Consider the following 24,776-nt stretch of genomic DNA (forward strand, 5'->3'; position numbering starts at 1 on the left):
CTGGCCGTGCCTAGCCGGGGGCGCCTAGCCGGGGGCGCCTAGCTGGCCGTACCTAGCCGGCTGCACCTAGCCGGCCGCACCTGTCCTCGGCGCCTTGATCACCTCGATCAGCGCATCCAGCGCCGCCGAGCGGCTTTGCGGGTGCCAGACAAAGGCACCGGCGGTCAGCGCCGTCTGGCCATGGTTGCTGTGCAGCGGCACATAGCGCACACCGGCCATGCCGGCCCGCTGCATGCACGAGGGCACCAGCGCCACGCCCTGGCCAATGGCAACCAGCGAAATAACGGCCAGCCACTGGCGCACCGCGTGGCTGGTGCGCGGGTGGATGCCAGCGTTGTGCAGGCAGGCGATCACATTGTCGTAATTGGCCGGGCTGACATCGCGCACAAACATCACAAAGCGCTCATGGGCCAGGCTGCGCAAATCCAGGCTGGCTTGCTGCGCCTGGGGGTGGTTTTCCGGCAGGCAGCAGACGAGGGTATCGGGCGCCAGCGGCCAGAGCGCCAGCCCCGGCGCGGGCGTGATGATGTTGACAAAACCGCCTTGGAGCTGGCCGCGCAGAATGGCCGCCTGCTGCTCGGTGGTGGACATCTCATGCAAGGTGATGTCGATATCAGGCCGCTGCTGGGCAAAGGCCTGCATCACATGGGGCAGGTCGCGGTAGATCATCGAGCCGGTCACGCCAATGTCCAGCTGGCCCTGGCGCCCCTGGGCCACATTGCGCGCCACGTCCGCTGCGCGCTGTATCTGGCTGAGCACCTGGCGCGCCTCGATCAAAAAGGCGGCGCCGGCATCGGTCAGCCGCACCTGCTTGGCATCGCGCTCGAGCAGCCGCACACCCAAATCTTCTTCGAGCGATTTGATGGCCACCGACAGCGGAGGCTGGGTGATGGCCAGGCGCAGGGCGGCGCGGCCAAAATGCAGCTCCTCGGCCAGCACCACAAAATAACGCAGCAAATGGGTCTTCATCTGCGTATCATGCCCCAGCCAGTGCGGGCTGGCCGCACGGCGAGGGGCATGGCCCGGCAGCGCACTGCGCATGGCGCCGCCTAGTAGGACTTGGGCAGGCCCAGCACCTTCTCTGCGATAAAGCACAGAATCAGTTGCGGGCTCACCGGCGCCAGGCGCGGAATCCAGCTCTCGCGCATCAGCCGCTCGACATGGAACTCCTTGGCGTAACCCATGCCGCCATGGGTAAAGATGGCCGTCTCGCAGGCCTTGAAGCCCGCCTCCGCCCCCAGGAACTTGGCCGCGTTGGCCTCGGCCGCGCAAGGCTGGTGGCGGTCATACAGCCAGGCCGCCTTCATCGCCAGCAAAAAGGCCGCTTCCAGCTCCATCCAGCGCTCGGCCAGCGGGTGCTGGATGCCCTGGTTCTGCCCAATCGGGCGGTTGAACACCTCGCGCTCGCGGGCGTACTGCGTGGCGCGGCCCAGCGCCGCACGGCCCAGGCCAATCGCTTCGCAGGCAATCAGAATGCGCTCGGGGTTCATGCCATGCAGGATGTATTCAAAGCCCCGGTTTTCCTCGCCAATGCGGTCCTCCACGGGGATGCGCAGCCCGTCGATGAACAGCTGGTTGGTGTCCACGCATTTGCGGCCCATCTTGGCAATCTCATGCACCTCGATCTTGCTGCGGTCAAAGTCGGTGTAGAACAGCGACAGGCCTTCGGTGCCCTTGCATTCCTCCACCGGCTTGGTGCGCGCCAGCAGCAAGATCTTGCTGGCCTGCTGCGCAGTCGAGATGAAGACCTTCTGCCCATGCACCACATAGTGGTCGCCATCGCGCACCGCGCGGGTCTTGAGCTTGAGCGTGTTCAGCCCCGTGTTGGGCTCGGTCACGCCAAAGCAGGCCTTGTCCTTGCCGGCAATCAGTGGCGGCAGCATGCGTGCCTTTTGTTCTTCGGTGCCATAGACCACCACCGGGTGCAGGCCAAAGATGTTCATATGCACCGCAGACGCGCCCGACAGACCCGCGCCGGTGGCTGAGATCGTGTGCATCATCAAGGCCGCCTCGGTGATGCCCAGGCCGGCGCCACCATAGGCCTCGGGCATCGCAATGCCCAGCCAGCCGGCATCGGCCAGCGCGCGGTAAAAATCTTCAGGAAAAGCGCCATCGTTGTCACGGGCATGCCAGTAGTCGGCATCAAACGGCGCGCAGACTTTCTCGATGGCATCGATGATCTGTTGCTGCTCTTCGGTCAGGGCGAAATCCATGGTGTTGCGGTCCTCAATACTCAATCAGTGGCGCGGTGCCGTGCACAGCGCAGGGTCACATCGCCGCTCAGGCCGGCCGGCGCACGCGCTCTGGGTTCTCGCCATAGGGCGGGCTGTAGATCACCAGCAACTTGGCCGGCGTGTCGCTGGTGGTCTGGAAGATGTGCATCTTGTCGGCCGGGAAAAAACAGGTATCGCCCGGCAGCATCTCAAAGCTTTCGCCCTCCACCTCCACATGGGCCGTGCCCTCCAGCAGGTAGCAGGCCTGCTCCATGCCGGGGTGGGCATGGGGCAGCGCGCCCCCGCCCTTGGCAATCTCGCCGAGCACCACTTCCATGTGCTGGGCGCCCACATTGGCCTGGCTCACCAGGCGGCGGTTGATGGTTCCGGTATGGTTGGCCGGGCTGTAAGCCTCTACCTCGGAGGCTCGGATCAGGTAGCGCGAAGTCATCGTGGGGCAGTCATTCTGTAAGAGTTAACAAAGGCGTCGGGGGCAGAGCCCAGACCTATTGCGCCGGGATATCGGCCTGTTTGACCAGGCGCCCCCAGTACGCCAGCTGCTCGCTCACATACTGCGCAAACTCCTGCGGCGTCTTGGTGGGCCAGACTTCAAAACCGATCTGTTCGAGCTGCTTTTGCACGGCCTCATCGGCCAGCACAGCCTGCAAGGCGCCATTGATCTTGTTGACCACCTCCGGGGGGGTGCCCGCTGGCGCAAAAATGCCGTTCCAGGAGGTAATGTCAAAGCCGGGCAAGGTCTTGCCGATGGGCGGCACATTGGGCAGGATCTTGCTGCCCTTGGCGGCGGTCACAGCCAGGGTGCGCACCCGGTCGGTCTTGAGCATGCTCCAGCCCGAGCCCAGGTCCACCACATACATCTGCACCTGGTTGCCCATCAGGTCGGTCAGCGCCTGCGGGCTGGATTTGTAGGGAACGCCGACGATATCGGTCTTGGACAGAAAACGCAGCGTCTCGGACGCCACCAGCGAGGTGCTGTTCGGTGTCGCGTACGAGAGCTTGCCCGGGTTGGCCTTGGCGTAGTCGATCAGCGCCTGCACAGAATCGGCCGGCACCGACGGGTGCACCGCCAGCGCAAACGGCAGCTCGCCCACGCGGGCGATCGGCGTGAAATCCTTGATCGGGTCGTACTTCAGGCTTTTGACCAGCCAGGGGTTGGCCGAATGCGAGGTGTTGGTGGTCATGAACAAGGTGTAGCCATCGGGCTTGGCCTTCGCCACCAGGCCGGCCGCAATCTGCGCATTGGCGCCTGCGCGGTTGTCCACAATCACCGGCTGCTGCAGGCGCTCGCCCAGCTTCTGGCCCACCGCCCGGGCCACCGCATCGGTGCCGCTGCCTGCGGCAAAGGGCACGATCATCGTGATCGGTGCATTCGGGTAGTTGCCCTGCGCTGTGCTGGCATAAGCAGTGCTTGTTACGGTGGCTATCGCGGTCAGGGCCAGCGTGGCCCACCATTGGCGTCGTCGCATGCTTTTGTCTCCTGTTTTTAGTCGAGCCTCTAAGGGTCCGAGCTTGCATGGTGCCGTTCTCAATGATTCGTGTCTAATGTTTTATGTGGATAGTTTGATATGCAAATCGAATCGTTGAATGAAAGAAATGACCACTGTTAAAAAAACAGGTATTTCGCCCCAGCGGCCTGCTGCAGCCTGCCTAGAATGCAAGGCTTAGCCCATGATTTTCACCAGGACATCCCCATGCAATGCAGCAGCTTTATCGCCACCAGCCTGGACGGTTTTATCGCCAAAACCGATGGCAGCCTGGACTGGCTCAATGCCGCCAATGCCACCGTGCCTGAAGGGGAAGACTGCGGCTATGCGCAGTACATGGCCGGTGTCGATGTGATCCTGATGGGGCGCAAAACCTTTGAGACGGTGCTGTCGTTTGGCGCCTGGCCGTATGACAAGCCGGTCTATGTGCTCTCCCGCCAGTGGAACGCCCTGCCCGCTGGCGCGCCCGCCACCGCCCAGCTGTGGAAGGGCAGCCTGCCCGCCCTCAGCGCCCATCTGGCCGCCAGCGGCGTGCGCGCCGCCTATGTCGATGGCGGACAGCTGATCCAGTCCTTTATCAATGCGCAGCTGCTCGACGCGATCACGATCACCCGCATCCCCGTGTTGCTGGGCAGCGGGCTGCCGCTGTTCGGCCCGCTGGCGGATGGCTGCAGCACCGTGGCTGCCCAGCATCTGCAGACGCGCAGCTATGACTTTGGCTTTGTGCAGAGCGATTACCGGCTGCACTATGCGGCAGCCGGTCAGTCACAGGACGAGACGCAAGCGGAAATCTAAGCCGGCACCGCCCGCCGCACAAAGCGCCCAGCCCGCGCAGGCAAAGCACCCGCCTCTTCCGTGTAACTAAGCACGCCATTGACCCAGACCGCCTCCACTCCCACACTGCGCTGCTTGGGGTTCTCGAAGGTGGCCTGGTCCTGGATACGGGCGGGGTCAAACACAACCACATCGGCGGCCTTGCCGGCGGCCAGCAGGCCACGGTCGGCCATGCGAAAGCGCTGGGCCGACATGCCCGTCATCTTGTGCACGGCCTGGGAGAGGCTCAGCACACCCTTGTCGCGCCAGTACATGGCCAGCACGCGGGGGAAGGCGCCCCAGAGCCGGGGGTGGGGGCGCTCGTCGTTGGGCAGGCCGTCCGAGCCGATCATGGCCAGCGGGTGGCGGATGACCCGCTCCACATCGTCTTCGCGCATCTGGAAATAGCAGGCATTGCCGGGCTTGAGGCGCACGCAGGCCTCGTACTCGCCGATGCCCCAGTCGGCCGCAATATCGCGCAGGTAGCGGCCGCCCACCTCAGGGTGGGGCTCGCTGCGGGTGATCAGGATATCGATGACGCCATCGACCAGGTCCTCGCGCAGCACCGTCGACCCTGCGGTGTACGGATAGACGTCCATAGCCAGCTCTTGCTGCTGGGCCAGTTTGTCGACCAGCGGCAAGGTCTGCAGGGTGCGGCCCCAGTTGGCCGAGCCCGCGCATTTGTGGTGCGACAGCACCAGCGGCAGGCCCGATTGCTGGGCCGTGCCAGCCGCTTCCAGCATGGCCTCCAGAATGCCTTCGAGCTCGTCGCGGATATGCGTGGCATAGACGCCGCCATGCCGGGCTGCCACGGTGGCCACGGCCACCAGCTCCTGCATGTCGGCGGCGTAGGCCTCGCGGTAGAAGATGCCGCTGGACAGGCCCAGCGCGCCGGCCTGCATGGCCTCGTGCATGTCCTGGGCCATCGCTTCGCGCTCGGTGGCATTGGCCGGGCGGCTCAGATCGGCCATGTGCTTGATGCGCAGCGAGGTGTGGCCCAGCAGCGCCGCAATATTGATCGAGGGCTGCGCCGCATCGACGGCGGCTGCGTAGTCCCGCATGCTGCCAAAGCGGAACTGCTGGTCGCCCAGCAGCGACAACGGCGCGGGCGGGTGCGCCGTGACCACCGGCGCCAGCGAGATGCCGCAGTTGCCGGCGATCACCGTGGTCACCCCTTGCGAGAGCTTGGGCAGCATGGCCGGGCTGTTCAGCGCAGCGGCATCGTCATGGGTGTGTACATCGATAAAGCCCGGGGCGATCACCTTGGCCGTGCAATCGATCTGCAGCGGGTCCTGCGCCTTCCAGCCATCCAACGCGGCCTGCTGGGCGGCATCCACCGCGCCATCGCGGGCAAACACGCCAACGATGCGCCCGCCCTGCAGCCAGACATCCCCGACAAACTCCGACAGGCCGGTGCCATCCACCACCGTGCCATTGCTCAACCACACTCTGCGTTCCATTGTTGTATCTCCAGGCGCTGCTGCCGGCTGCCATCAGCCGGCGGTTTTGCCTTGTTGCTGGCTGGGGGCTGCTGCATCCGGCACGGGGCCTCCTTTGCGCTGCTGCGCGGGCTGCTGAAAGCCCATGTATTCATAACTGTCAAAGCCATGGGTCTCCAGCAGCCGCTTGTACTGCTGCATGCCGGTGACCACGCGTGGCCCCAGAATCTGCGCCAGGCGCACCATCATGATTTCGATCACCACCAGGTGCGCCAGGTAGGCCTCGGTGCCCACGCGCATCACCGCGTCCTGGGGCACGGTCACCGCCAGCACATGGTCGGCCATCTCGGCCAGCGGCGTGTCCGGCTGGGTCAGCGCCACGACGGTGGCGCCCTGCTGCTTGGCAAACTGCGCCGCCTCCAAGGTGTAGGGCATGCGCCCCACATGCGAGATCACAAAGGCCACGCCGTTTTTGCCCAGGGTCGAGGCCGACACCAGCTGCTGGTGCGCATCAAAGATGGCGTTGGACGTGAGGCCCAGGCGGAACAAGCGGCTTTGCAGCTCCTGCGCCATAAAGGACGAAGCCGCCCCGACCGAATAGCAATCGATGCGCGAGGCCTTGGCCATCTTGCTGGCCACCTCGTCGATCAGCGCTGCATCCAGGCGCTGGCCCAGGTTGGCAATCGCGCCGGCTGCCGCATGCACGATCTTGCTGACCACCTCGGCGGTGGAGTCGTCCTGCTGCACGCTGCGGTGCAGGTGCGAGCCCGACACCGCCAAGGTCTGCGCCAGCGCCACCATGAACTCGCGCACCGAGGCATAGCCAAAGCGGCGGCACATGCGCACGATCGTCGGCATGGACACATTCGCCTGCAGCGCCAGCTGCTCGACGGTGGCCAGCACCGCAGCGCCGGGGTCGCGCAGGATCACATCGATCACCTGGCGCTGGGCCAGCGGCAGCGCGGCCTGCTGCTGCTGCAGCACCTGCAGGCTCAGCGCTGTTTTCAGGCTGGCCATTTCAGAACCTTGTCTCGATCGCATCGACCAGGTTCCAGGCATCGTCCACCACCGGGATCCAACGCCACTTGTCAAACGTGGTGCAAGGGTGGGAGATGCCCAGCGCAATGCGGTCACCGACGGCCGGCGCGCCCTGCGCCGGGTCAAAGCGCAGATAGGCATGCTGGTCGTTCAGGGCCGAGATGGTCCAGCCGGCAGGGGCGGTCTGCGCCTCTTGGCTGCCGCGCGGCGCATGGCGCTGCACGGAGGGCATCTCCAGGTCGTAGGAGATATCGCGGCGGCCGCAGGTGAGCAAGGCCAGGCCCGGCTCAGGCACAGACTGCACCATGGCCCAGACCTCGAGCGCGGCCTGCAGCGATGTATCCACGCCTTCGCGCTGTTCGACGAGCTTGAGCAGGCGCCGGTAGTTGCCATGGTCATGCGTGATGTAGCAGCCCGAGCGCAGCACGCCGGTAAAAGCACGCGACAAGCCCGCGCCCTGCAGCAGCGGCACCACCAGGTCAAAAATGGCCGAGCCGCCGGCACTCAGAATCGGCGCCTCCTCAGGCAGCAGGCCCTGGGCATCGCAAGCCTTGGCAATCTCGACCACGCGGCGCACCAGCTCGGCCACGGCGGGGATGTCATGCGCGCTGTCGCACTGGGTCAGGCCCCCTTCATAGCATTCGATGCCGCCCAGCTGGGCACTGCTGCTGGCATGGATGGCCTGGGCCAGCGCCAGCGCGTCTTCCTGGCTGCGCACACCGGTGCGCTGGCCAGGAATGCCGACCTCGATCAGCACATCAAAGCGGCGGGCGCTGTTGCGTGCGCGGCTCCAGTCCTCGATGCAGCGCAGCTGGCTGATCGAGTCGACCAGGAACCAGACGCGCAGATCGGCATGCAGGCTCAGCAACGCGTCCAGCCCATCCAGATCAGCAGGCGCCACCACCTGGTTGGCAATGATGGCGCGGCGTGCACCGGCTTCCACGCCGACCGCCAGCTGAAAGATGGTCGCAAAGGTCAGGCCCCAGGCGCCGCCCTTCAGCTGCAGATCAAACAGCTGGGGCGACATGGTGGTCTTGCCGTGCGGCGCAAACTGGATCTGGCGGCGCGCTGCATAGTCCTGCATCCAGCGGGCGTTGTGGGCCAGCGCCGACTGGCGGATGACGGCCAGCGGGTACGGCAGGTCATCGCGCAGCACATTCCAGCCGCGTGCGGCCAGGTTGGAGGCCTGGGTGGGGGCAGCGGCCAGCGGGTAGCTCTTGCTGCGCGCGTCAATCAAAAAATCGGGTTGCATGGTTCACTCTCTCAATCTTGGACTTTCCAGCAGGCCTGCAGATGGCCATCGGCCACGGGGCGCAGCTGCATGTCAGCCTGGGCGCAGCGCGCCTCGGCCTGCGGGCAACGGGTACGAAAGACGCAACCACTGGGCGGGTTCTTGGGGCTGGGCAGGTCTCCCGTCAAGAGCGGGATCGTGCGCCGCTGGGCCGGGTCCGGAATCGGCGCGGCTGCCAGCAAGGCCTGGGTGTAGGGGTGGCGCGGCCGGGCATACAAGGCCTCGGTCGGTGCCACCTCCACCACGCGGCCCAGATACAGGACCACCACGCGATCGCAGAGGTATTCCACCACATCCAAATCGTGCGAGATGAACAGCAAGGTCAAACCAAGGCGGTCTTTGAGGTCGCCCAGCAAATTGACCACCTGCGCCTGGATGGATACGTCGAGCGCCGACAGCGGCTCATCGGCCACGATAAAGCGCGGCTGCACTGCCAGCGCCCGGGCAATGCCGATGCGCTGGCGCTGCCCACCCGAGAACTCATGCGGAAAGCGCTCGGCATGCTCAGGGCGCAGACCCACCTGGTCCAGCAGCTCGGCAATGCGCGGCTGGCGGGCTGCGCCCGGTGCCAGCCCGTGGGTGGACAGCGCCTCGCCCAGCACGTCGCGGATGCGCATGCGCGGGTTCAGGCTCGCATACGGGTCCTGAAAGATGATCTGGATATCGGCGCGCAGCGGCCGCATCGCGCTCGCGCCCAGGTGCGCCAGGTCCACGGTCTCGCCGCCCTGCTTGCGAAAATGCAGCTGGCCGCCCGTCGGCTCGATCAAGCGCGTCAGCAGCCGGCCGATGGTGCTTTTGCCCGAGCCGGACTCGCCCACCAGGCCCAGGGTCTCGCCCGGGAAGATATCAAACGAGACATCCTGCACCGCGCGCACCGGGTGGGCGCCGCTGCCAAACTGCTTGCTCAAATGCTGGATGCGCACCAGCGGCTCGGCCGCTGCGGTGGCGCCAGTCGCTGCCGTGGCCCGCTCGGCCGGGCGCTCCAGGGTGTCGGTCGTGCTCATGCGGCTTCTCCTGCACGAATGCAGCGCACCTGGCGCTCGCTGTGTGGGGCCTCGTTGCCGCTGCGCCATGTCTCCAGGCCGGGCATGGCCTGCTCGCACGCGTTCAGGCGCTTGCTGCAGCGCGGCGCAAAGGCGCAGCCGGGCGGCGGGCTCAAGGGGCTGGAGACCTGGCCGGGGATGGCATCCAGGCGGCGCCGGCCCACAAAGGCGGGTTTGCCACCGGCGCGCAGCTCGGCGGCCTCGGCCAGCTCGCGCTGGCGCGCCATGCCGGGCAGGCAGCCCAGCAGGCCCTGGGTGTAGGGGTGCTGGGGTGCGGCAAACAGCGCATGCACACTGGCGGTTTCCACAATGCGGCCGGCATACATCACGGCAATCGCATCGGCGTACTGCGCCACCACGCCCAGGTTGTGGGTCACAAACAGAATGCTCATGCCCGTCTCCTTTTGCAGCCGGCCCATCAAGGCCAGGATCTGCGCCTGGATGGTCACATCCAATGCGGTGGTGGGCTCATCGGCTATCAGCAGGCTCGGGTCGCAGGCCATGGCCAGCGCAATCATCACCCGCTGGCGCATGCCGCCAGACAGCTGGTGCGGGTACTCATGCACGCGCTGGGCGGCTGCTGGTATTTCCACCAGCTCCAGCATGCGCTGGGCATGGGCCAAGGCTGCGGCCTTGCCCAGGCCCTTGTGCAGGCGCACCGATTCGGCAATCTGCTCGCCCACGGTCAGCACCGGGTTCAGGCTGGTCATCGGCTCCTGGAACACCATCGCCAGCTCATTGCCGCGCAACGCACGCAAAGCCTTGGCGTCGAGCGAGAGCAGATCGACGGTGCGGCCATCGCGCTGCACAAACCGGGCCTGACCCTGCACCTGGGCCTGCGAGGTCTTGGCATGCAGGCCCATCAGCGACAGGCTGGTGACTGACTTGCCCGAGCCCGACTCGCCCACCAGGGCCAGGGTCTGGCCCGGCAGAATCTGAAAGCTCACATCGGAGACGCTCTGGATGCGCCCGCCTTCGGTGGCGAACGAGGTGGACAGCGAGCGCACATCCAGGCGAGGCGCGGCCATGTCGGCAGCCGCTGCAGGGGTGGCGGTGTTCATCATGATTTGTTCTTCAGCTTGGGGTCGAGCAGATCGCGCACACCGTCGCCCAGGAGCTGCAGCGACAGCGCCGTCAGCACAATGGCCACGCCCGGGGTCAGAATGGTCCAGAAGGCCTTGTCGGCATACTCCAGGCTGCCGGCAATCATCGTGCCCCAGGTGGGGATATCGGGCGGCACGCCCACACCAAGAAAGGACAGGCCCGCCTCGGCCAGGATGGCATAGGCAAAGATAAAGGTGACCTGCACCAGCACCGGCGAGAGCAGGTTGGGCAGGATATGGCGCCACAGAATCAGCGGCGTGCGCACGCCCAGCGCCTTGGCAGCATCGACAAACAGCAGCTCGCGCAGCACCAGGGTGGAGGCGCGCACCACACGGGCCACGCGCGGCGTGTAGACAATGGTCAGCGCCAGAATCACATTCCACAGCGAAGCCCCCAGGATCGACACCAGCGCAATGCCCAGCAGGATGTCGGGGAAGGCCATCATCGCGTCCACCAGGCGCATCAGCGGCGCATCGAGCCGGCGAAAGTAACCGGCCAGCATGCCCAGCAAGGTGCCCAGCACCACGGCGCCCAGCGCGGTGAAAAAGCCGATCATCAGCGAGTAGCGTGCGCCGTAGATGATGCGCGCCATCACGTCGCGCCCCAGCTCATCGTTGCCGGCCCAGTGCGCCCAGGAAGGCGCATGCAGACGCATGCTGATGTTCATGCCATTGGGGTCGGAGTCGGTCAGCAGCGGGTAGAGCAAGGCGGTCGCTGCAATCAACAGCAGCACCACGGCGCTCGCCAGAACCACCTTGCGCGCAAACAGCCGGCGCAGGGTTTTGAACCAGGGGGACTGGCCCCAGCCGCCGCGCGCGGGCAGCGGCAATGCTGTTGGGGCGGCGTTCATCATTGGCCCTCCAGACGAATGCGGGGATCGACCACCGTGTAGAGCAGGTCGATCGCGAGGTTGATGAAAACGTAGATGGCGGCAATGACGAGCAAGGTGCCCTGGATGACGGGATAGTCGCGCCGCAGCACGGCCCGCACCACCAGGTTGCCCACGCCGGGCAGGTTGAACACGGTCTCGGTCACGACGGTGCCGCCAATCATCAAGGCCAGGGTCAGGCCCAGCACGGTGACGACGGGCACCAGCGCATTGCGCAGCACATGCTTGACGAGCACCACCGACTCGCCCAGGCCCTTGGCCCGGGCCGTGCGCACATAGTCCTCGCCCAGAATGTCGAGCACCGAGGCGCGCGTGAAGCGGATGATCAGCGCCGAGTTGAGCACGCCCAGCACCAAGGCGGGCAGCAGCAGATGCTGCAGGCGGTCGCCAAAGCTCGCGTCCGGATCGCCATAGCCCGAAGCCGGAAACCAGCCCAGGTGCACGGCAAACACCTGGATCAGGATCAGACCAAACCAGAAGCTGGGAATGCTGGCGCCCAGCATCGCAATGGTGCTGAGCACCTGGTCGATCCAGCTGCCGCGCCACACGGCCGCTGCCATGCCGCAGGGCACGCCGATCAAGGCGGCAATCGACACGGCGAACAGCGCCAGAAACATGGTGGGCTCAGCGCGCTCCAGCAGCGCATGGGTGACCGGCATCTGCAAGAACAGCGACTGGCCCAGGTTGCCTTGCAGCACCTGGCCAATCCACAGCACAAACTGGGTGGCCAGGGGCTTGTCCAGCCCGTACTGCACGCGCGCGGCAGCAATATCGGCGGCAGTGGCCTGGTCACCCAGCAGCAGCGCCACCGGATCGCCCGAGGCCAGGCGCGTGAGCAGGAACACCAGCACGGCCACCAGGGCGAGCACCACCACTGCGCCGCCCAGGCGCTTGACTAAAAAATGCAGCATGGCTGAACTCGAGAAACGCTGGGGCTTACTGGCTCAGCGAGGTGTTCCAGAAGAAGGGCCAGGGCATGGGCTGGTAGCCCTGCAGCTTGGACGAACGCGCCGACAGGGCATTGAACTTGCCCACTTCGACAAAAGGCACCTCGTCATAGACGAGCGCCTGCACCTGGCCCCAGAGCGGGCCGCGCTTGGCCACATCGGGCTCGCCATTGAAGGCGGCAAGCGCGGCCTTCTTGGTCTCGGTCTCCCACCAGCCGGGGGCGCCGCTGCCCATCTGCGGTGGCGACAGCATCGGCTCAGGGAACAGGCCCGAGTGGGTCATATAGACATCCCAGAGCTTGGCATCGTTGCGGCGCTGCACCAGCGTGGCCCAGTCCACCACCTGCAGCTCGGTCTTGAAGCCGGCGCGCTTGAGGTGCTCGGCCATCACCAGCGCCATGTTGTAGTGGAACTCATACTGGCGGCTGGCCATGATGCGGATGGGCTCGGACTTGTAGCCGGCCTTGGCCGCCTGGTCCTTGGCCAGCTGCGGGTTCTTCTGGTTGTAGAGCTTGGCGCCGGCATCCGAGTAGTACGGCGTGCCCTTGGCAAAGAAGTTGGGCTCGGCAGCAAAAAAGCGCTTGTCGCCAAAGCCGGCCTGCAGCATCTCGGCCGGGCCCATGGCCGTCTGCACCGCCTGGCGCAGTTCCTTCTTGGCCAGCACGCCTTCCTTGGTGTTGAAGACGATATAGGGGAAGCCAAAGTTCTGCGTGACGATCGGCACGACATGGGGCGCGGCCTTTTCCAGGCGGCCTACCGATTCGACCTGCAGCAGATCGGCGTACTGGAACTGGCCCGAGAGCACGCCCTCGACCCGCGTCGTCGCATTGGGCACCGGCACAAAGCGCAGCTCATCGAGCTGGGCCTCGCGCTTGCCGGCATAGCCACTGGCGGGCTCGCTGCGCGCGGCATACTGGTCAAAACGTGCCAGCACGGTGAACTGGTCGGGCTTGCGCTCCTTGAGCTGGTAGGGGCCGGTGCCGATGAAATCCTTGAGCACCGGTGCCACCACCTCCTTGGGCATGATGCCGGCCATGCCGCTGGGCATCGCCAGGTGGGCCAGCAGCGGTGCATACACCGCCTTGAGCTTGATCTCCACCGTCTGCGGGTTCTTGGCACTCATGCTGGCAATCTCCTGGCCCACCGCCTTGCCGCGTGCCGACACATCCATCCAGCGCTGCAGCGAGGCGACCACGTCATCGGCCACCATCTCCTTGCCGTTGTGGAACTTGACGCCCTTGCGCAGGCTGATGGTGTAGGTCAGGCCATCGGCAGAGATGACCGGCATGGCCTGGGCCAGCATCGGCTGGATGCGCCACTGCGCATCAAAGGTGAAGAGCGGCTCGTAGACATGCTGCATGATGGTGCCCACCAGGTCGGTGGAGCTGACCATCGGGTCCAGGCTCTGGGGCTCACCAATCATGGCCAGGTTGGCCGCCCCGCCCTTATGAGCAGCCTGGGCCCAGGCACTGCCCGCTGGCAGGCCTACGCAACCGGCAGCCAACAGGGCTGCGGCAAGCAGTTGGCGACGGGAGGTGCGGACACGCAAGGCAAGGGCGTTCATGGGGCAGGCTTTCATCGAAGGGGTGAAGAAATTTTTTTACACCACAACCGCTAAAAACTGCCTTCAAATCGTCTTATTGACAGATTTATGGGTTGTTGATGTAATATCTTTACATACAGGAGCCCACCCCCATGACAGTAATTACCCTAGGCCAACCCCCTCTCGCATCGGACCGTCTGGCCCGTCCGCTCTCGCCCGCCGTGCGCGCTGGCGACTTTGTTTTTGTCTCGGGCACCGTGCCCACCGATGACCAGGGCCAGGTAGTGCCCGGCGGCATCGAGGCGCAGACGCGCGCCGTGTTCAAGCGCCTGGAAGAGGCCTTGGCCCTGGGCGGCTGCACCCTGGCCGATGTTGCCAAGGTCAATGTCTGGCTGGATGACCCGCGTGATTTCGGCAGCTTCAACCGCGTCTACATGGAGTGCTTTGGTGACCACCGCCCGGCCCGCTCGACCGTGGAATCGCGCCTGATGATCGACGCCAAGGTCGAGATCGATGTGACGGCCTACAAGCCGCTGTAAACCATAGTCGCTCGGCGCAACGGGCGCGTGCAACAGGCGCGCGCAGCAGGCGCGACAGTTGCCCGCTGCAGGCGCTTCTACAATGGCCCGCGCAGACTTGGTCTGCGCTTTTTTCCGCCCTTCTCACCGCCATGCCCAAGCCTCCGATCTTTTCCGCCCGCGCGCTGTCAGACCCGCGCCCCCGCATGCTCGCCATCGACTGGGGCACCACCTCGCTCAGGGGCGTGCGCATCGATGCGCAGGGCCAGATCAGCGAGCAGCGCGCCCTGCCCCAAGGCATCTTGCAAGTGGCGCCCGGCGGCTTTGCCGATGCGTTTGCACAGCACTTTGGAGACTGGCTGGCCGAAGGGCCCCAGCTGTGCCTGCTGTCGGGCATGGTGGGCAGCCGCCAGGGCTGGCAGGAAGCGCCTTACTGCCCCTGCCCGGCCGATTTTTCTGCGCTCTGCCAGCAGCTGCTCTGGCTCGATCTTCCCCAGGGCGTGCCCACGGCCATCGTGCCGGGCATGAGCAGCCTGGCGCAGAGCCAGGTCGATGCCGTCCACGGCGTGCCCGATGTGATGCGTGGCGAAGAAATCCAGGTGATTGGCGCGCTGCGGCTGATGGACAGCCGCGACGGCCTGCTGGTGCTGCCGGGCACGCACAGCAAATGGGTGCAGGCGCAAAACAGCACCATCACCGGCTTCAAGACCTTCATGACCGGCGAGCTGTTTGCGCTGCTGGCCCAGCACTCCATCCTGGGCAAGACCTTGGACAGCAGCGCCGCGCTGGACGAGGCTGCCTTCATACAAGGGCTGGAGCGGGCGCAGAGCCCCGACAGCCTGAGCCACCTGCTGTTTGGCACGCGTGCGCTGTCGCTGTTTGGCGCGCTCGACCCGGCCCAGTCGGCCAGCTACCTGTCTGGCCTGCTGATTGGCCAGGAGCTGCGCGCGATGCCGACGGCAGCGGGCAGCCGCGTCGCCGTCATCGGCTCCAGCACCCTGGTGCAGCGCTACAGCCTGGCACTGCGCCATGCAGGCGGCGAGCCCATTGCCTTTGGCGACGAAGCCACCTGGGCCGGCCACCAGGCCATTTACGAACACCTGACCCAAGGCTGAACACGCCATCCAATCCGCGCCACCCCCTGCCCTCTTCGTACCGCCCTCCATCCAGAACACCGCCATGAACCTGCTCCAACAATTCCAGGCCCTGCAGGCCAAGCTGCCGCTGATCGCCATCCTGCGTGGCCTCACCCCCAGCGAGGCCGTGCCCGTGGGTGCTGCCTTGCAATCGGCCGGTTTTGGCCTGTGGGAAGTACCGCTGAACTCGCCCGAGCCACTGGAGAGCATTGCCGCGATGCGCGAAGCCTACCCGCATGTGCTGGTGGGCGCGGGCACGGTGCTGACGCCCCAGCAGGTGCGCGATGTGCATGCCGCCGGCGGCCAGCTGATCATCTCGCCCAACTGCAACCCGGCCGTGATCGATGAGGCCGTCAAGCTCGGCCTCATCAGCCTGCCCGGCGTCTTCACCCCCACCGAGGCATTCATGGCGCTGGAGCATGGCGCCCATGGCCTCAAGATCTTCCCCGCCGAGCTGGCCTCGCCCGCCGTCATCAAGGCCCTGCTGGCCGTGCTGCCCAAGGGCAGCAACATCTACCCCGTGGGCGGCATTGCCCCCGACAACATGGCCCCCTGGCTGCAAGCGGGCGCAGCCGGCTTTGGCATTGGCTCGGCACTGTTCAAGCCCGGCAAGACGGCGGCGCAGGTGCGTGTGGATGCACTGGCGTTTGCGGAGAACTTTCAGGCTGCAAAAGCGGGCTGACCAAGACATCGCCACGCCGTAAAAAAAGGCCTGCCCCCGTCTTGGGAGCAGGCCTTTTGCTTGGGGCCAAAGCCTGGTGCTTATTGCATCTGCTGCAGGTTGCCGATGCGCACCAGCATCTCGGTAAACATCTGCATATCGGCCTGCAGGTCCGGCACTTCCTTGTACTCCAGCGCGTTGTGCGCGGTGTACTTCTTGCCCGGCATCGCGGGGCCAAAGTTGATGGCATTGGGCATCAGCTTGGCGGTGGTGCTGCCGGCAGTCGGCACGGGCTTGGCATCGAGGCCCGTGGTGTCGCCAAAGATGTTCAGCAAGGTCGAGAGCCAGGCGCCCTTGGGGTCGCGGGCCATCCAGTTGCCTTGGCTGTAGTCGATCTTGACGGGCACCTTGGCGGCAGCGCTCCAGTTGGCAATGCCCTTTTCCACCTCGGCCTTGAGCTGCTCGGGCGATTTGCCGCGCGGCATGCGCGCATTGGCGGTCACTTCCAGCTGGCCATTGCCGGGCTTGATCAGGTTGGGCGAAATCGTCAGCGGGCCCATGAAGTCGTCGGCGTAGGCAACATTCAGGCCCTTGCCAAAATAGTCCATGCCAAACACGCCATTGATGTAGCGCACCGCTTCGCTGTACTGGTTCTGTTGCACCAGCGGCTGGCCCTGGGCGGGCATCAGCGCCGATTGCAGCAGCAGGGCCAGGCGCGGCACGGGGTTCACGCCTTCTTCAGGGCGCGAGCCGTGGGCAGAGGTGCCGGTTACCTTGATATCGATCTTGTTGGCGCTGGTCACCAGGTCCACGCTGAATTGGCCAAACTGCTGGTTGCTGGCCACAAAGCCATCCTTGGCGGCCTGCAGTTTTTCGGCCACGGCGGCCAGCGCAGCGGCATTGCCGGCCTCGATGGTGGCAGTGGCCGTCTGGGCAATGGCGTTGGCCGATGCGGCACCCGCCATCGCGGTGATCGCCGGTTGCTGCGGGTCGGTCTTCATATCAGCAAAGCTGGCCTTGATGGCGCCCGTGCCTTTTTCGGCCACCACGGCCGGGTACTTGCTGTCGAGCACGATGTTGTAGTCGGGCAGCTTGGTCTTGTCGCGGTAGTACTTCATCGCGTCGCCACCGGTCTCTTCGGTGGTCTCGATCATCAGGCGAATGCCGCGCTGCAGCGGCAGCTTGGATTGCTTGACGGCCTTCATCGCATACAGCACCGTGGCGATCGAGCCCTTGTCGTCGATGGTGCCGCGACCGTAGAGCTTGTCGCCCACGCGGGTGACCTTGAAGGGGTCGAGCTGCTGGCCATCCACCACCCATTCGGCGGGCACCACCGGCACCACATCCGCATGGGTCAGAATGCCGAACTCTTCTGCGCTCGTGCCCGGCAAGGTCACTTCAAAAATGCGGTTGTCCACATTGCGGTACTGCAGGCCAAAGTCCTGGGCCATCTTTTCCACCATGCGGCCAAAGTCGATGATGGCCGGGCTCTCATGCGGCGGCACCTTGGGGTCGCGCACCGTTGGCAGCGCCACCATCTGGCCGATGCTGCTGAGCACCTGGTGCTCTTGCGTCAGACGGGTATAGAGGCCCAGCAGGCGGGCCACATTGGCCAGGTCATCGCCTTGCAGTTGCTGGCCTTGCGTGTAGCGCTGCACGGCAGGCGCCAGGCGCGCATCCTGCTTGGCGGCGTTTTGCAGAAACTGCGCAAAGGTCGCAGGCGCCTTCACCGCCTCGGCGGCAATCGCATCGAGTGCCGGCTTTTGCAGCAGCTGGGCCTGGGCGCTGGCTGCCGCCAGGGCAATACCCAGGGCGATGGCGGTGTGGCGGAATACGGTCTTCATGGCAAACCTCGGTGTCATATTTTTGGAAAGACAAAAGAATAGCCGTTTTCCGCACCGCCCAGCGCCAGATAACTTCGCCAGCGCCACACAGAACATGCCGAACCTGCCCGCTTGGTATCGGATGCAGACAGCGTGTGGGCATACCTGCTGTCAAACGCTGTGCTGCGCCTGGATCAGGCGTACTTCTTGGCCCCCGCCACGCAGACCACCGCCACCAGGGTCACCACCAGCATCGACCCGCTGACCTGCTCATGCAGCAGCACAGCCGCCAGTGCCAAGCCCATAAAGGGCTGCAGCAACTGCAGCTGGCCGACGGCAGCAATGCCGCCTTGTGCCAACCCCCGGTACCAAAACACAAAACCGATGAGCTGGCTAAAAACCGCCACATAGACAAAGCTGAGCCAGGTGGCGTTGCTGACATGCGCCAAGGTCGCAGGGGCCAGCCACAGCGCCAACGGCAGCATCAGCGGCAGCGCCAGTACCAATGCCCAGCTGATGACCTGCCAGCCACCCAGCTTGCGCGACAGGCGCGCGCCCTCGGCGTAGCCCATGCCGCAGACCAGCACGGCGGCCAGCATCAGCACATCGCCGCTCAGCGAGCCTTGCCCGCCGCCCAGGGCGGCATAGCCCGCCACCACGGCAGCTCCCGCCAACGAGAAGACCCAGAACAGCCCCTGGGGCCGCTCACCTCCGCGCAACACCGCAAACAGGGCGGTGGACAGCGGCAGCAAGCCAATAAAGACAATGGAATAGGCCGAAGTCATGCGCTGCAGCGCCAAGGCCGTCAGCAGCGGAAAACCCACCACCACGCCCAAGGCCGCCACCGCGAGCGACGGCACATCGGCCGCGGCAGGCCGGCGCGCACGCTGGGCCAGCAAAAAGGCACCCCCCAGCAGCGCCGCCACTACAGCACGGGCACAGGTCAGAAAACTGGGGTTCAAATCTGCCACCGCCACCCGCGTGGCCGGCAGCGAACCGGCAAAAATCGCCACCCCCACCAGGCCATTGAGCCACCCACCCGTACTTTTCTCCATGCCAGACTCCTTGATCGAGCCCGCAGTACAGCATGCCGCCTGCCCTCTGCACCAGACACAGTGCAGTACAGTTCAAAGAAACTGTTATCAATAAAAGACCATACAGTGGGCAGCCAAGCGGGCCGCAGATCCTGCAGTTAGCGGCCTTGTGTCCCGGCAGTAGCTTGCCTCAAGGCCCGGTCCAGCACCGCAAACACCCGGTCATCGGCGCACTGCGACACGTTGAAGCGCAAAAAGTCGCCCGCCGACTGCGACTGGCTGAATGAGTTGCCGGGCGCCAGCACCACCCCTTCTTGCAGACAAGCCCGCGCCACCGCTGCCGCATCGGCGCCTTGCGGCAGGCGGCACCACAAAAACATGCCGGCCTGCGGCACCAAGGAGGGCTCCACCCGCAGCTTGCGCAGCCGCTGGGCCACTTTGTCCATGTTCTTGGCCAGGCGCTGGCGCACCAGGTCCATGTGCTTGCGGTAGCCGCTGTCGGTCAGGGTTTTCAGGATGATGTCCTGCGCCAGCCGCCCGGCGCCAAAGGTGGTGGCCAGCTTCAGGTCGACCAGGCCCTCGATCCAGTCGGGGCGGGCCGCCAGGTAGCCGCAGCGCACGGAGGCCGAGACGGTCTTGGAAAAGCTGCCGATCTGGATCACACGCGCCAGCCCGTCAAACGCGGCCAGCCGGGGCGCATGCTGGTTCTCGAAGTCGGCAAAGATATCGTCCTCCACAATCACCAGGTCCGAGCCCTCCACCAGCTTGAGCAGCCGGTGCGCCACCAGCGGCGACAGCGCGGCACCCGTGGGGTTGTGGATGCCGGCATTGGTGATGTAGAGCCGGGGCTGGTGCGCTTGCAGGGCCTTCTCAAACTGCTGCACATCGGGGCCCTGCGGCGTGTAGCGCACGCCCACGGCCTGCACCTGGTGTGCCTTGAGCAGCGCATGGAAGTTGAAATAGCAAGGGTCATCGACCAGCACCGTGTCGCCGGGCTTGAGCAAGAAGCGGCACACCAGGTCAATGGCCTGGGTGCCCGACTCGGTCAGCATCACCTGCTCGGGCGATACCTCAATGCCAGTGGCCGCCATGCGCCTGGCCAGCAACTGGCGCAGCCCCGGGCTGCCTAGCGGCGTGGCATATTCGGTCAGCTCCACCAGCGGCCCCCGCGCCTGCGCACGCAGCGCCCGCCGCACGCCCTCTTCAAACATCCACTCTGGCGGCAGCCAGCCACAGCCCGGGCGCAGCGTGGCGTGGTCGCTCTCCAGCGACTGGCGCGACACCCAGAGCGGATCGACGACCCGGTCCAGCTTGGGCCCCAGCTTCAGCAGCGCCAGCGGTGCCACCGGCCCGTTGATATAAAAACCCGCCCCCGGCCGCGCCACCACCAGGCCCTCTGCGGCCAGCCTTTCATAGGCCTCCACCACCGTCGAGACCGACATGCCCAGCAACCCCGCCTGCTGCCGCACCGATGGCAGCCGCGTGCCAGGTAAATAGCTGCGCGATGCCATGCCGGCACGCACATGGGCCATCACCTGCTGAATAAGGGTACCGTTGCGCGCCATCGTCAGCTCCACTGTTCTGCTAAAAACTCCATAACGGTGGAGCTTAATTGTTATTGGATGCGGATGCCAGCCATGGGCTATCTGAAGCCCCTCCGCACCCGCACCATGCGCGCCTGGCTGCCCCGCACAGCAGGCCTGTGCATAATTCCGCGATGACCACCATTCGCCCCTCCCGCCCCAAAGATGGCCCACGCGCCGTCGAGATCTGGCGCCAGGCCGTGGACGCCACCCACCACTTTCTGCTGCCAGAAGACCGCGCGGCCCTTGATGCGCTGGTCAGCAGCTTCCTGCCCCAGGCGCCGCTCTGGCTGGCCGTTGATGCGCAGGACCACCCACTCGCCTTCATGCTTATCGACAACGGCCACATGAAAGCCCTGTTTGTCGACCCCGCCGCCCGAGGCCAAGGCCTGGGCGCCGCACTGGTGCGCCATGGACTGTCACTGCATGCGCAGATGCGCACCGATGTCAACGAGCAGAATGCGCAGGCGGTCGGCTTTTACGAAAAGATGGGCTTTCGGCGCACCGGGCGTTCGGAGGTGGATGGGCAGGGGCGACCTTATCCGCTGATCCATTTGACGTACGGCGGTGCTGGATAACACAGGCAAGCCCCAGCGTAGCGCGCATCGTTAGGGCGCTTCGCTGGACATAATCTGCGCCAACGCCGGATGCCCCGGCAGCACCTCCAGCAAATAGTCCACAAAGCTGCGCACCTTGGCTGGCACATACTGCCGGTCGCGGAAGCAGGCAAAAAAGTCCAGGGTCACATCCTCCAGCAGCAGCGGGCCCGGTGCGGCTTTGCGGCCCTTGCGCGCGGGCTGCAGCACCAGCGGCACCAACCGTCCCTCCTGCACATGGCGCTGGGTGATAAAGCTGCCGGCCCAGACAATGCCGCCACCGGCAACTGCCAGCTCCACCAGCGCATCGATATCGGTGCCAATGGCGGCAACACGCAGACCAGGGTCGACCCGCCGGCCATCGCGCACAAAGGGCCAGCGCATAAAGCGCCCGTCCCGCTCGCGGCGGTACAGCAAGCAGGCATGCTGCAGCAGATCCTCGGCCACCTGCGGGCGGCCATGCTTTTCCATGTATGCAGGCGAGGCATACAAAAAGCGCGGCATGGCTGCGAGTGGCCGCACGGACATGCCGGGCTCCAGCACATCGCGGTAGCGGATGCTGACGTCCACATCCTCCTTGAGCACATCGACATCGCGGTCGGTTACGAGCAATTCCAGCTCCAGCTGCGGGTGGCGCGCCTGAAAAGCCGGCAGCAAGGGTGCCAGCACATGGCGGCCAAAGGCAGCCATGCAGGCCACCCGCAGCCGCCCCTGCACAACCCCATGCACCAGCGACACATCGGCCTGCGCCCGCGCCAGTGCATCCAGCACCGGCGCCACCCGGGCCAGGTAGCGCTCGCCCGCTTCGGTCAACGCCATCGAGCGCGTGGTGCGCGTGAGCAAGCGCGTGCCCAGCTCGCGCTCCAAGCGCGCAATGTTCTGGCTGGCCGCAGCCGGAGAAATACCCAGCTGGCGGGCAGCCGAGGCGATGGAGCCCCCTTCCAGGGCTTTGACAAAGATATCGATGGCGCGCAGATTCGTCATAAATACGAATGTATCCGCAAACCCATTCGTAAATGCAGATTACTAGTTCTGCAAGCCTGCGCCCACTACCGGATGGGCTGCTGCCAGCGTACAGTCAACCATCAGGTGCTGGGCCACCGTGCCCGGCCGTTATGGATTTGGAGCCAGCGATGCAGAATGTGATCGAAGCGGTGACGCCCCAGGGCGATGTGGTTTTTAGGGCAGCGGATGGGAGCTATATCGTCGCCCAGCAGATTGATGCCAAGCCTTTGAAGCAGGCGCAGATCCTGGAGGGTGCGTTGGAGACCATCGGCATCGAGACTGCGACGGATGTGGCTACGGGGCTGAGCTACGAGTTCTTTATCGCCGGCTATGGGCTGTCGCGAGAAGGGGCGTTTGGGGCGCCGGAGTAAGGTGGTTGCAGTCCACGAATGCGTGGGAACGCGTTCACCGCGCAGTTTCTTCGGGCGTGTTGAACACTAAATCCACCATTTCCGTCCTTAACTCCAAATTGTCGATTTAAGGATGAAAATCGTGGATTTAAAACCCGTTGCAATCCTCTTTCGCGGATGGCATGGAGCCCATCGACGCCAGCCATTTGCCTTCAGTGCCCAGCGCAGTCTTGAAACCTGTCATTAGCCAACCTGCGGCGCCAACTGCTCCCGCAAAGTAGCCAAGATCTCCTCAGACAACGCCGGGTCGCCCGCCGCCGTAGCGCGGGCCAGCACCAGAGCCCCCACCATGCTGCTGAGCGTCACGATGGTCTGGGCGCGCTTGGCAGGCCCATCGCCCGGCACGACTTCCATAAAGCGCTGGATATTGCGCTCCACCCCTTGCGCAAATACTTCGGACATCTCCGGCCCGGCGCGGGCCGCATCGGTGGCCAAGGCGGCGGCGGGACAGCCTTCGCCCGGATGGTCGCGGTGGTTGACCGACAGATAGCCATGCACCAAGGCGCGCAGCCGGGCGGGCGGCGCATCATCGGCAGCAGCGGCATCCAGGCCTTCGAGCGGCGTGATGGTCCAGTCAAAGGCGCGCAGGCAGGCCTCTCTGGCGAGGGCATCCTTGGACGCAAAGTGGCGGTAGAGCCCGCCATGCGTCAGGCCCGCATCACGCGTGATCTCGGCCACGCCCACGCCCTCCAGGCCCTTTTCACGGTAGAGGCGCGCAGCGGCATCCACGATGCCTTCGCGGTTTTCGGCGGCTTGTGCTTTGCTGACTTTCATTCGTTAGATGATACCCATCATCAAAACTCATTTATGATGACGCCCATCATCAATAAGGCTGGGCGCCCGTTTTTCCGCGACGGCGTCCAACCGCGAAAGCTGCCATATGGATCGTCGCGTCGTCATCACCGGCCTGGGCCTGGTGTCTCCCCTGGGTTGCAATGTGGAGCTGGCCTGGCAGCGCTTGCTGGCAGGCCAGTCGGGCGTGCGTGCGCTGGCTGCCGAGGTCGGTGCAGGCACTGGCGTCACGGTGGCTGGCCGCGTGCCCAGTATGGAAGAGGACCCGCAAGCCGGCTGGAGCGCCGAGGCCATCATCGCCGCCAAAGAGCTGCGCCGCATGGACCGCTTTATCGCCTTTGCGCTGGGCGCCGCAGACCAGGCGCTGGCGCATGCGCAGTGGGGCCAAGCCAGCGCCGAACAGTTGGAGCGTGCAGCCACCGTCATCGGCTCCGGGGTCGGCGGCTTCGGCACCATCACCGACGCGGTACGCACCACCGATGGCAAGGGCCCGCAGCGCCTCTCGCCTTTCACCGTACCGGCTTTTCTGGCCAATCTAGCTGCCGGCCAGGTGTCTATTCGCCACCAGCTCAAGGGCCCGCTGGGCGCGCCGGTCACCGCCTGCGCCGCCAGCATCCAGGCGATTGGCGATGCGGCACGCTTGATCCGCAACAATGAGGCCGACATGGCGCTGTGCGGTGGCAGCGAAGCCACGATTGACCGCGTGGCGCTGGGCAGCTTTGCCGCCGCCAAGGCTGTCGCCACCGGCGGCGAGGACCATCCCGGCCAGGTGTCCCGGCCTTTTGACATGGCGCGCGAAGGCTTTGTGATGGCCGAAGGCGCAGGCCTTCTGGTGCTTGAGGCTTTGGACCATGCGCTGGCGCGCGGCGCCACACCGCTGGCTGAAGTTGTGGGCTATGGCACATCGGCCGATGCCTACCATGTCACCTCCGGCCCCGAGGACGGATCGGGCGCCGCCCGCTCCATGCGCGCCGCCTTGCGCCAGGCGCAACTCCAGCCCGGCGATATCCAGCACCTCAATGCCCATGCCACCTCTACCCCGGTCGGCGATCGCGGCGAGCTCGCTGCCATCCGCCAGGTGTTTGGCGCCGGCACGGGCCCCTCCATCACCGCCACCAAGTCAGCCCTGGGGCATATGCTGGGCGCCGCCGGCGGGGCTGCTGCGATCTTTACCGTCTTGGCTTTGCGCGACCAGATGGCGCCGCCTGTGCTCAATCTGGACAACCCGGACCCTTTAGCCGACGGTCTGGATCTGATTCGCGGCAGTGCGCGGGCGCATGCGATCGAGCATGCGATGCTCAACGGGTTTGGGTTTGGGGGGGTGAATGCTTCGTTGGTGTTGAAGCGGTATGGGGGCTGATCGGCACTTCAGCCATGTCAAGCAGCCACCCAC

24 protein-coding genes are annotated in these 24,776 nt (G+C 65.4%); 7 read left to right on the forward strand and 17 right to left on the reverse strand.

Annotated elements, in window-relative coordinates; translation table 11 throughout:
* Window positions 1–66 precede the first annotated feature (66 nt).
* The 4 genes from DCO45_RS15585 to DCO45_RS15600 form a co-directional block, all read right to left on the reverse strand.
* Complete coding sequence (locus DCO45_RS15585) at window positions 67–969, reverse strand: LysR family transcriptional regulator (protein ID WP_116926723.1); 903 nt, start codon at window positions 967–969, stop codon at window positions 67–69.
* Between the two features lie 80 nt (window positions 970–1,049).
* Entirely contained in the window at window positions 1,050–2,213 is a 1,164-nt protein-coding gene (locus DCO45_RS15590; RefSeq protein WP_027011285.1) for an acyl-CoA dehydrogenase family protein, read from the reverse strand.
* A 67-nt stretch (window positions 2,214–2,280) separates the two neighbouring features.
* Entirely contained in the window at window positions 2,281–2,664 is a 384-nt protein-coding gene (locus DCO45_RS15595; protein ID WP_116926680.1) for a cupin domain-containing protein, read from the reverse strand.
* Window positions 2,665–2,719: 55 nt separating this feature from the next.
* Entirely contained in the window at window positions 2,720–3,700 is a 981-nt protein-coding gene (locus DCO45_RS15600; protein WP_116926681.1) for a tripartite tricarboxylate transporter substrate binding protein, read from the reverse strand.
* 225 nt (window positions 3,701–3,925) lie between these two features.
* Between DCO45_RS15600 and DCO45_RS15605 the strand changes: the two genes are divergently transcribed.
* The gene (locus DCO45_RS15605; RefSeq protein ID WP_243419376.1) at window positions 3,926–4,513 is read left to right on the forward strand and encodes a dihydrofolate reductase family protein; all 588 of its coding nucleotides are present in this window, start codon (window positions 3,926–3,928) and stop codon (window positions 4,511–4,513) included.
* Here the strand turns inward: DCO45_RS15605 and DCO45_RS15610 are convergent.
* From DCO45_RS15610 to DCO45_RS15645, 8 genes are read right to left on the reverse strand one after another with little or no spacing between them, the layout of a single operon-like run.
* Window positions 4,510–5,991 carry a D-aminoacylase gene (locus DCO45_RS15610; RefSeq protein WP_116926682.1) on the reverse strand — a complete coding sequence of 494 codons (1,482 nt, stop codon included), beginning with the start codon at window positions 5,989–5,991 and terminating at the stop codon, window positions 4,510–4,512. The genes DCO45_RS15605 and DCO45_RS15610 overlap by 4 nt on opposite strands.
* Window positions 5,992–6,024: 33 nt before the next feature.
* Window positions 6,025–6,987 (reverse strand): MurR/RpiR family transcriptional regulator, encoded by a 963-nt coding sequence (locus tag DCO45_RS15615; protein WP_116926683.1) that lies wholly within the window; start codon window positions 6,985–6,987, stop codon window positions 6,025–6,027.
* A gap of 1 nt (window position 6,988) precedes the next feature.
* Window positions 6,989–8,260: an amino acid deaminase gene (locus DCO45_RS15620; RefSeq protein ID WP_116926684.1), complete on the reverse strand. Its 1,272-nt coding sequence runs from the start codon at window positions 8,258–8,260 to the stop codon at window positions 6,989–6,991.
* 11 nt (window positions 8,261–8,271) lie between these two features.
* The gene (locus tag DCO45_RS15625) at window positions 8,272–9,303 is read right to left on the reverse strand and encodes an oligopeptide/dipeptide ABC transporter ATP-binding protein (RefSeq protein ID WP_116926685.1); all 1,032 of its coding nucleotides are present in this window, start codon (window positions 9,301–9,303) and stop codon (window positions 8,272–8,274) included.
* Window positions 9,300–10,403, reverse strand: coding sequence for an ABC transporter ATP-binding protein (locus tag DCO45_RS15630; RefSeq protein WP_116926686.1), 1,104 nt, complete (start codon window positions 10,401–10,403; stop codon window positions 9,300–9,302). The genes DCO45_RS15625 and DCO45_RS15630 overlap by 4 nt, the downstream gene beginning before the upstream one ends.
* Window positions 10,403–11,296 (reverse strand): ABC transporter permease, encoded by an 894-nt coding sequence (locus DCO45_RS15635; RefSeq protein WP_116926687.1) that lies wholly within the window; start codon window positions 11,294–11,296, stop codon window positions 10,403–10,405. Before DCO45_RS15635 ends, DCO45_RS15630 begins: the two co-directional genes overlap by 1 nt.
* Window positions 11,296–12,246 carry an ABC transporter permease gene (locus DCO45_RS15640; protein WP_116926688.1) on the reverse strand — a complete coding sequence of 317 codons (951 nt, stop codon included), beginning with the start codon at window positions 12,244–12,246 and terminating at the stop codon, window positions 11,296–11,298. The genes DCO45_RS15635 and DCO45_RS15640 overlap by 1 nt, the downstream gene beginning before the upstream one ends.
* Before the next feature lie 25 nt (window positions 12,247–12,271).
* Window positions 12,272–13,846, reverse strand: a complete 1,575-nt coding sequence (locus tag DCO45_RS15645) for an ABC transporter substrate-binding protein (RefSeq protein WP_232539513.1) — start codon at window positions 13,844–13,846, stop codon at window positions 12,272–12,274.
* A gap of 131 nt (window positions 13,847–13,977) precedes the next feature.
* On the opposite strand from DCO45_RS15645, the gene DCO45_RS15650 reads away from it, so the two are divergent.
* The 3 genes from DCO45_RS15650 (at window position 13,978) to DCO45_RS15660 (ending at window position 16,161) form a co-directional block, all read left to right on the forward strand.
* Window positions 13,978–14,364: a RidA family protein gene (locus DCO45_RS15650; RefSeq protein WP_021024851.1), complete on the forward strand. Its 387-nt coding sequence runs from the start codon at window positions 13,978–13,980 to the stop codon at window positions 14,362–14,364.
* A 131-nt stretch (window positions 14,365–14,495) separates the two neighbouring features.
* Window positions 14,496–15,458, forward strand: coding sequence for a 2-dehydro-3-deoxygalactonokinase (locus DCO45_RS15655; RefSeq protein WP_116926690.1), 963 nt, complete (start codon window positions 14,496–14,498; stop codon window positions 15,456–15,458).
* A gap of 64 nt (window positions 15,459–15,522) precedes the next feature.
* Entirely contained in the window at window positions 15,523–16,161 is a 639-nt protein-coding gene (locus tag DCO45_RS15660) for a 2-dehydro-3-deoxy-6-phosphogalactonate aldolase (RefSeq protein WP_116926691.1), read from the forward strand.
* 80 nt (window positions 16,162–16,241) lie between these two features.
* Here DCO45_RS15660 and DCO45_RS15665 read toward each other — a convergent pair whose 3' ends face one another.
* From DCO45_RS15665 to DCO45_RS15675, 3 genes are all read right to left on the reverse strand, one after another.
* A complete protein-coding gene (locus DCO45_RS15665; protein ID WP_116926692.1) occupies window positions 16,242–17,984 on the reverse strand; it encodes a dipeptidase in 1,743 nt (580 codons plus the stop codon).
* Between the two features lie 173 nt (window positions 17,985–18,157).
* On the reverse strand, window positions 18,158–19,018 hold the full coding sequence (locus DCO45_RS15670) for a DMT family transporter (RefSeq protein ID WP_116926693.1): 861 nt from the start codon (window positions 19,016–19,018) through the stop codon (window positions 18,158–18,160).
* A gap of 137 nt (window positions 19,019–19,155) precedes the next feature.
* Complete coding sequence (locus tag DCO45_RS15675; RefSeq protein ID WP_116926694.1) at window positions 19,156–20,562, reverse strand: PLP-dependent aminotransferase family protein; 1,407 nt, start codon at window positions 20,560–20,562, stop codon at window positions 19,156–19,158.
* 152 nt (window positions 20,563–20,714) lie between these two features.
* On the opposite strand from DCO45_RS15675, the gene DCO45_RS15680 reads away from it, so the two are divergent.
* Window positions 20,715–21,158, forward strand: coding sequence for an acetyltransferase (locus tag DCO45_RS15680; RefSeq protein ID WP_116926695.1), 444 nt, complete (start codon window positions 20,715–20,717; stop codon window positions 21,156–21,158).
* A 30-nt stretch (window positions 21,159–21,188) separates the two neighbouring features.
* On the opposite strand, the gene DCO45_RS15685 is transcribed toward DCO45_RS15680, so the two are convergent.
* Window positions 21,189–22,160, reverse strand: coding sequence for a LysR family transcriptional regulator (locus tag DCO45_RS15685; RefSeq protein WP_116926696.1), 972 nt, complete (start codon window positions 22,158–22,160; stop codon window positions 21,189–21,191).
* Between the two features lie 149 nt (window positions 22,161–22,309).
* Between DCO45_RS15685 and DCO45_RS15690 the strand changes: the two genes are divergently transcribed.
* A complete protein-coding gene (locus tag DCO45_RS15690; protein WP_133248169.1) occupies window positions 22,310–22,552 on the forward strand; it encodes a hypothetical protein in 243 nt (80 codons plus the stop codon).
* A gap of 222 nt (window positions 22,553–22,774) precedes the next feature.
* On the opposite strand, the gene DCO45_RS15695 is transcribed toward DCO45_RS15690, so the two are convergent.
* Complete coding sequence (locus DCO45_RS15695) at window positions 22,775–23,365, reverse strand: TetR/AcrR family transcriptional regulator (protein ID WP_116926698.1); 591 nt, start codon at window positions 23,363–23,365, stop codon at window positions 22,775–22,777.
* A 106-nt stretch (window positions 23,366–23,471) separates the two neighbouring features.
* Here DCO45_RS15695 and DCO45_RS15700 point away from each other — a divergent pair, with 106 nt between their 5' ends.
* On the forward strand, window positions 23,472–24,743 hold the full coding sequence (locus tag DCO45_RS15700) for a beta-ketoacyl-[acyl-carrier-protein] synthase II (protein ID WP_116926699.1): 1,272 nt from the start codon (window positions 23,472–23,474) through the stop codon (window positions 24,741–24,743).
* Window positions 24,744–24,776: the final 33 nt, after the last annotated feature.

Origin of the sequence: Comamonas sp. JNW (assembly GCF_003105075.1) — a bacterium.
In the GTDB taxonomy this organism is placed as follows: Bacteria; Pseudomonadota; Gammaproteobacteria; order Burkholderiales; family Burkholderiaceae_C; genus Comamonas; species Comamonas squillarum.

What these genes read in the sequence shown, in the direction of transcription:
- DCO45_RS15675 (WP_116926694.1), bottom strand. Translation starts at nt 20,562, where the DNA reads ATGGCGCGCAACGGTACCCTTATTCAGCAGGTGATGGCCCATGTGCGT.
- DCO45_RS15595 (WP_116926680.1), bottom strand. Translation starts at nt 2,664, where the DNA reads ATGACTTCGCGCTACCTGATCCGAGCCTCCGAGGTAGAGGCTTACAGC.
- DCO45_RS15665 (WP_116926692.1), bottom strand. Translation starts at nt 17,984, where the DNA reads ATGAAGACCGTATTCCGCCACACCGCCATCGCCCTGGGTATTGCCCTG.
- DCO45_RS15660 (WP_116926691.1), top strand. Translation starts at nt 15,523, where the DNA reads ATGAACCTGCTCCAACAATTCCAGGCCCTGCAGGCCAAGCTGCCGCTG.
- DCO45_RS15680 (WP_116926695.1), top strand. Translation starts at nt 20,715, where the DNA reads ATGACCACCATTCGCCCCTCCCGCCCCAAAGATGGCCCACGCGCCGTC.
- DCO45_RS15620 (WP_116926684.1), bottom strand. Translation starts at nt 8,260, where the DNA reads ATGCAACCCGATTTTTTGATTGACGCGCGCAGCAAGAGCTACCCGCTG.
- DCO45_RS15600 (WP_116926681.1), bottom strand. Translation starts at nt 3,700, where the DNA reads ATGCGACGACGCCAATGGTGGGCCACGCTGGCCCTGACCGCGATAGCC.
- DCO45_RS15685 (WP_116926696.1), bottom strand. Translation starts at nt 22,160, where the DNA reads ATGACGAATCTGCGCGCCATCGATATCTTTGTCAAAGCCCTGGAAGGG.
- DCO45_RS15655 (WP_116926690.1), top strand. Translation starts at nt 14,496, where the DNA reads ATGCCCAAGCCTCCGATCTTTTCCGCCCGCGCGCTGTCAGACCCGCGC.
- DCO45_RS15640 (WP_116926688.1), bottom strand. Translation starts at nt 12,246, where the DNA reads ATGCTGCATTTTTTAGTCAAGCGCCTGGGCGGCGCAGTGGTGGTGCTC.
- DCO45_RS15635 (WP_116926687.1), bottom strand. Translation starts at nt 11,296, where the DNA reads ATGAACGCCGCCCCAACAGCATTGCCGCTGCCCGCGCGCGGCGGCTGG.
- DCO45_RS15690 (WP_133248169.1), top strand. Translation starts at nt 22,310, where the DNA reads ATGCAGAATGTGATCGAAGCGGTGACGCCCCAGGGCGATGTGGTTTTT.
- DCO45_RS15695 (WP_116926698.1), bottom strand. Translation starts at nt 23,365, where the DNA reads ATGAAAGTCAGCAAAGCACAAGCCGCCGAAAACCGCGAAGGCATCGTG.
- DCO45_RS15625 (WP_116926685.1), bottom strand. Translation starts at nt 9,303, where the DNA reads ATGAGCACGACCGACACCCTGGAGCGCCCGGCCGAGCGGGCCACGGCA.
- DCO45_RS15645 (WP_232539513.1), bottom strand. Translation starts at nt 13,846, where the DNA reads ATGAACGCCCTTGCCTTGCGTGTCCGCACCTCCCGTCGCCAACTGCTT.
- DCO45_RS15610 (WP_116926682.1), bottom strand. Translation starts at nt 5,991, where the DNA reads ATGGAACGCAGAGTGTGGTTGAGCAATGGCACGGTGGTGGATGGCACC.
- DCO45_RS15615 (WP_116926683.1), bottom strand. Translation starts at nt 6,987, where the DNA reads ATGGCCAGCCTGAAAACAGCGCTGAGCCTGCAGGTGCTGCAGCAGCAG.
- DCO45_RS15585 (WP_116926723.1), bottom strand. Translation starts at nt 969, where the DNA reads ATGAAGACCCATTTGCTGCGTTATTTTGTGGTGCTGGCCGAGGAGCTG.
- DCO45_RS15700 (WP_116926699.1), top strand. Translation starts at nt 23,472, where the DNA reads ATGGATCGTCGCGTCGTCATCACCGGCCTGGGCCTGGTGTCTCCCCTG.
- DCO45_RS15630 (WP_116926686.1), bottom strand. Translation starts at nt 10,403, where the DNA reads ATGAACACCGCCACCCCTGCAGCGGCTGCCGACATGGCCGCGCCTCGC.
- DCO45_RS15670 (WP_116926693.1), bottom strand. Translation starts at nt 19,018, where the DNA reads ATGGAGAAAAGTACGGGTGGGTGGCTCAATGGCCTGGTGGGGGTGGCG.
- DCO45_RS15605 (WP_243419376.1), top strand. Translation starts at nt 3,926, where the DNA reads ATGCAATGCAGCAGCTTTATCGCCACCAGCCTGGACGGTTTTATCGCC.
- DCO45_RS15650 (WP_021024851.1), top strand. Translation starts at nt 13,978, where the DNA reads ATGACAGTAATTACCCTAGGCCAACCCCCTCTCGCATCGGACCGTCTG.
- DCO45_RS15590 (WP_027011285.1), bottom strand. Translation starts at nt 2,213, where the DNA reads ATGGATTTCGCCCTGACCGAAGAGCAGCAACAGATCATCGATGCCATC.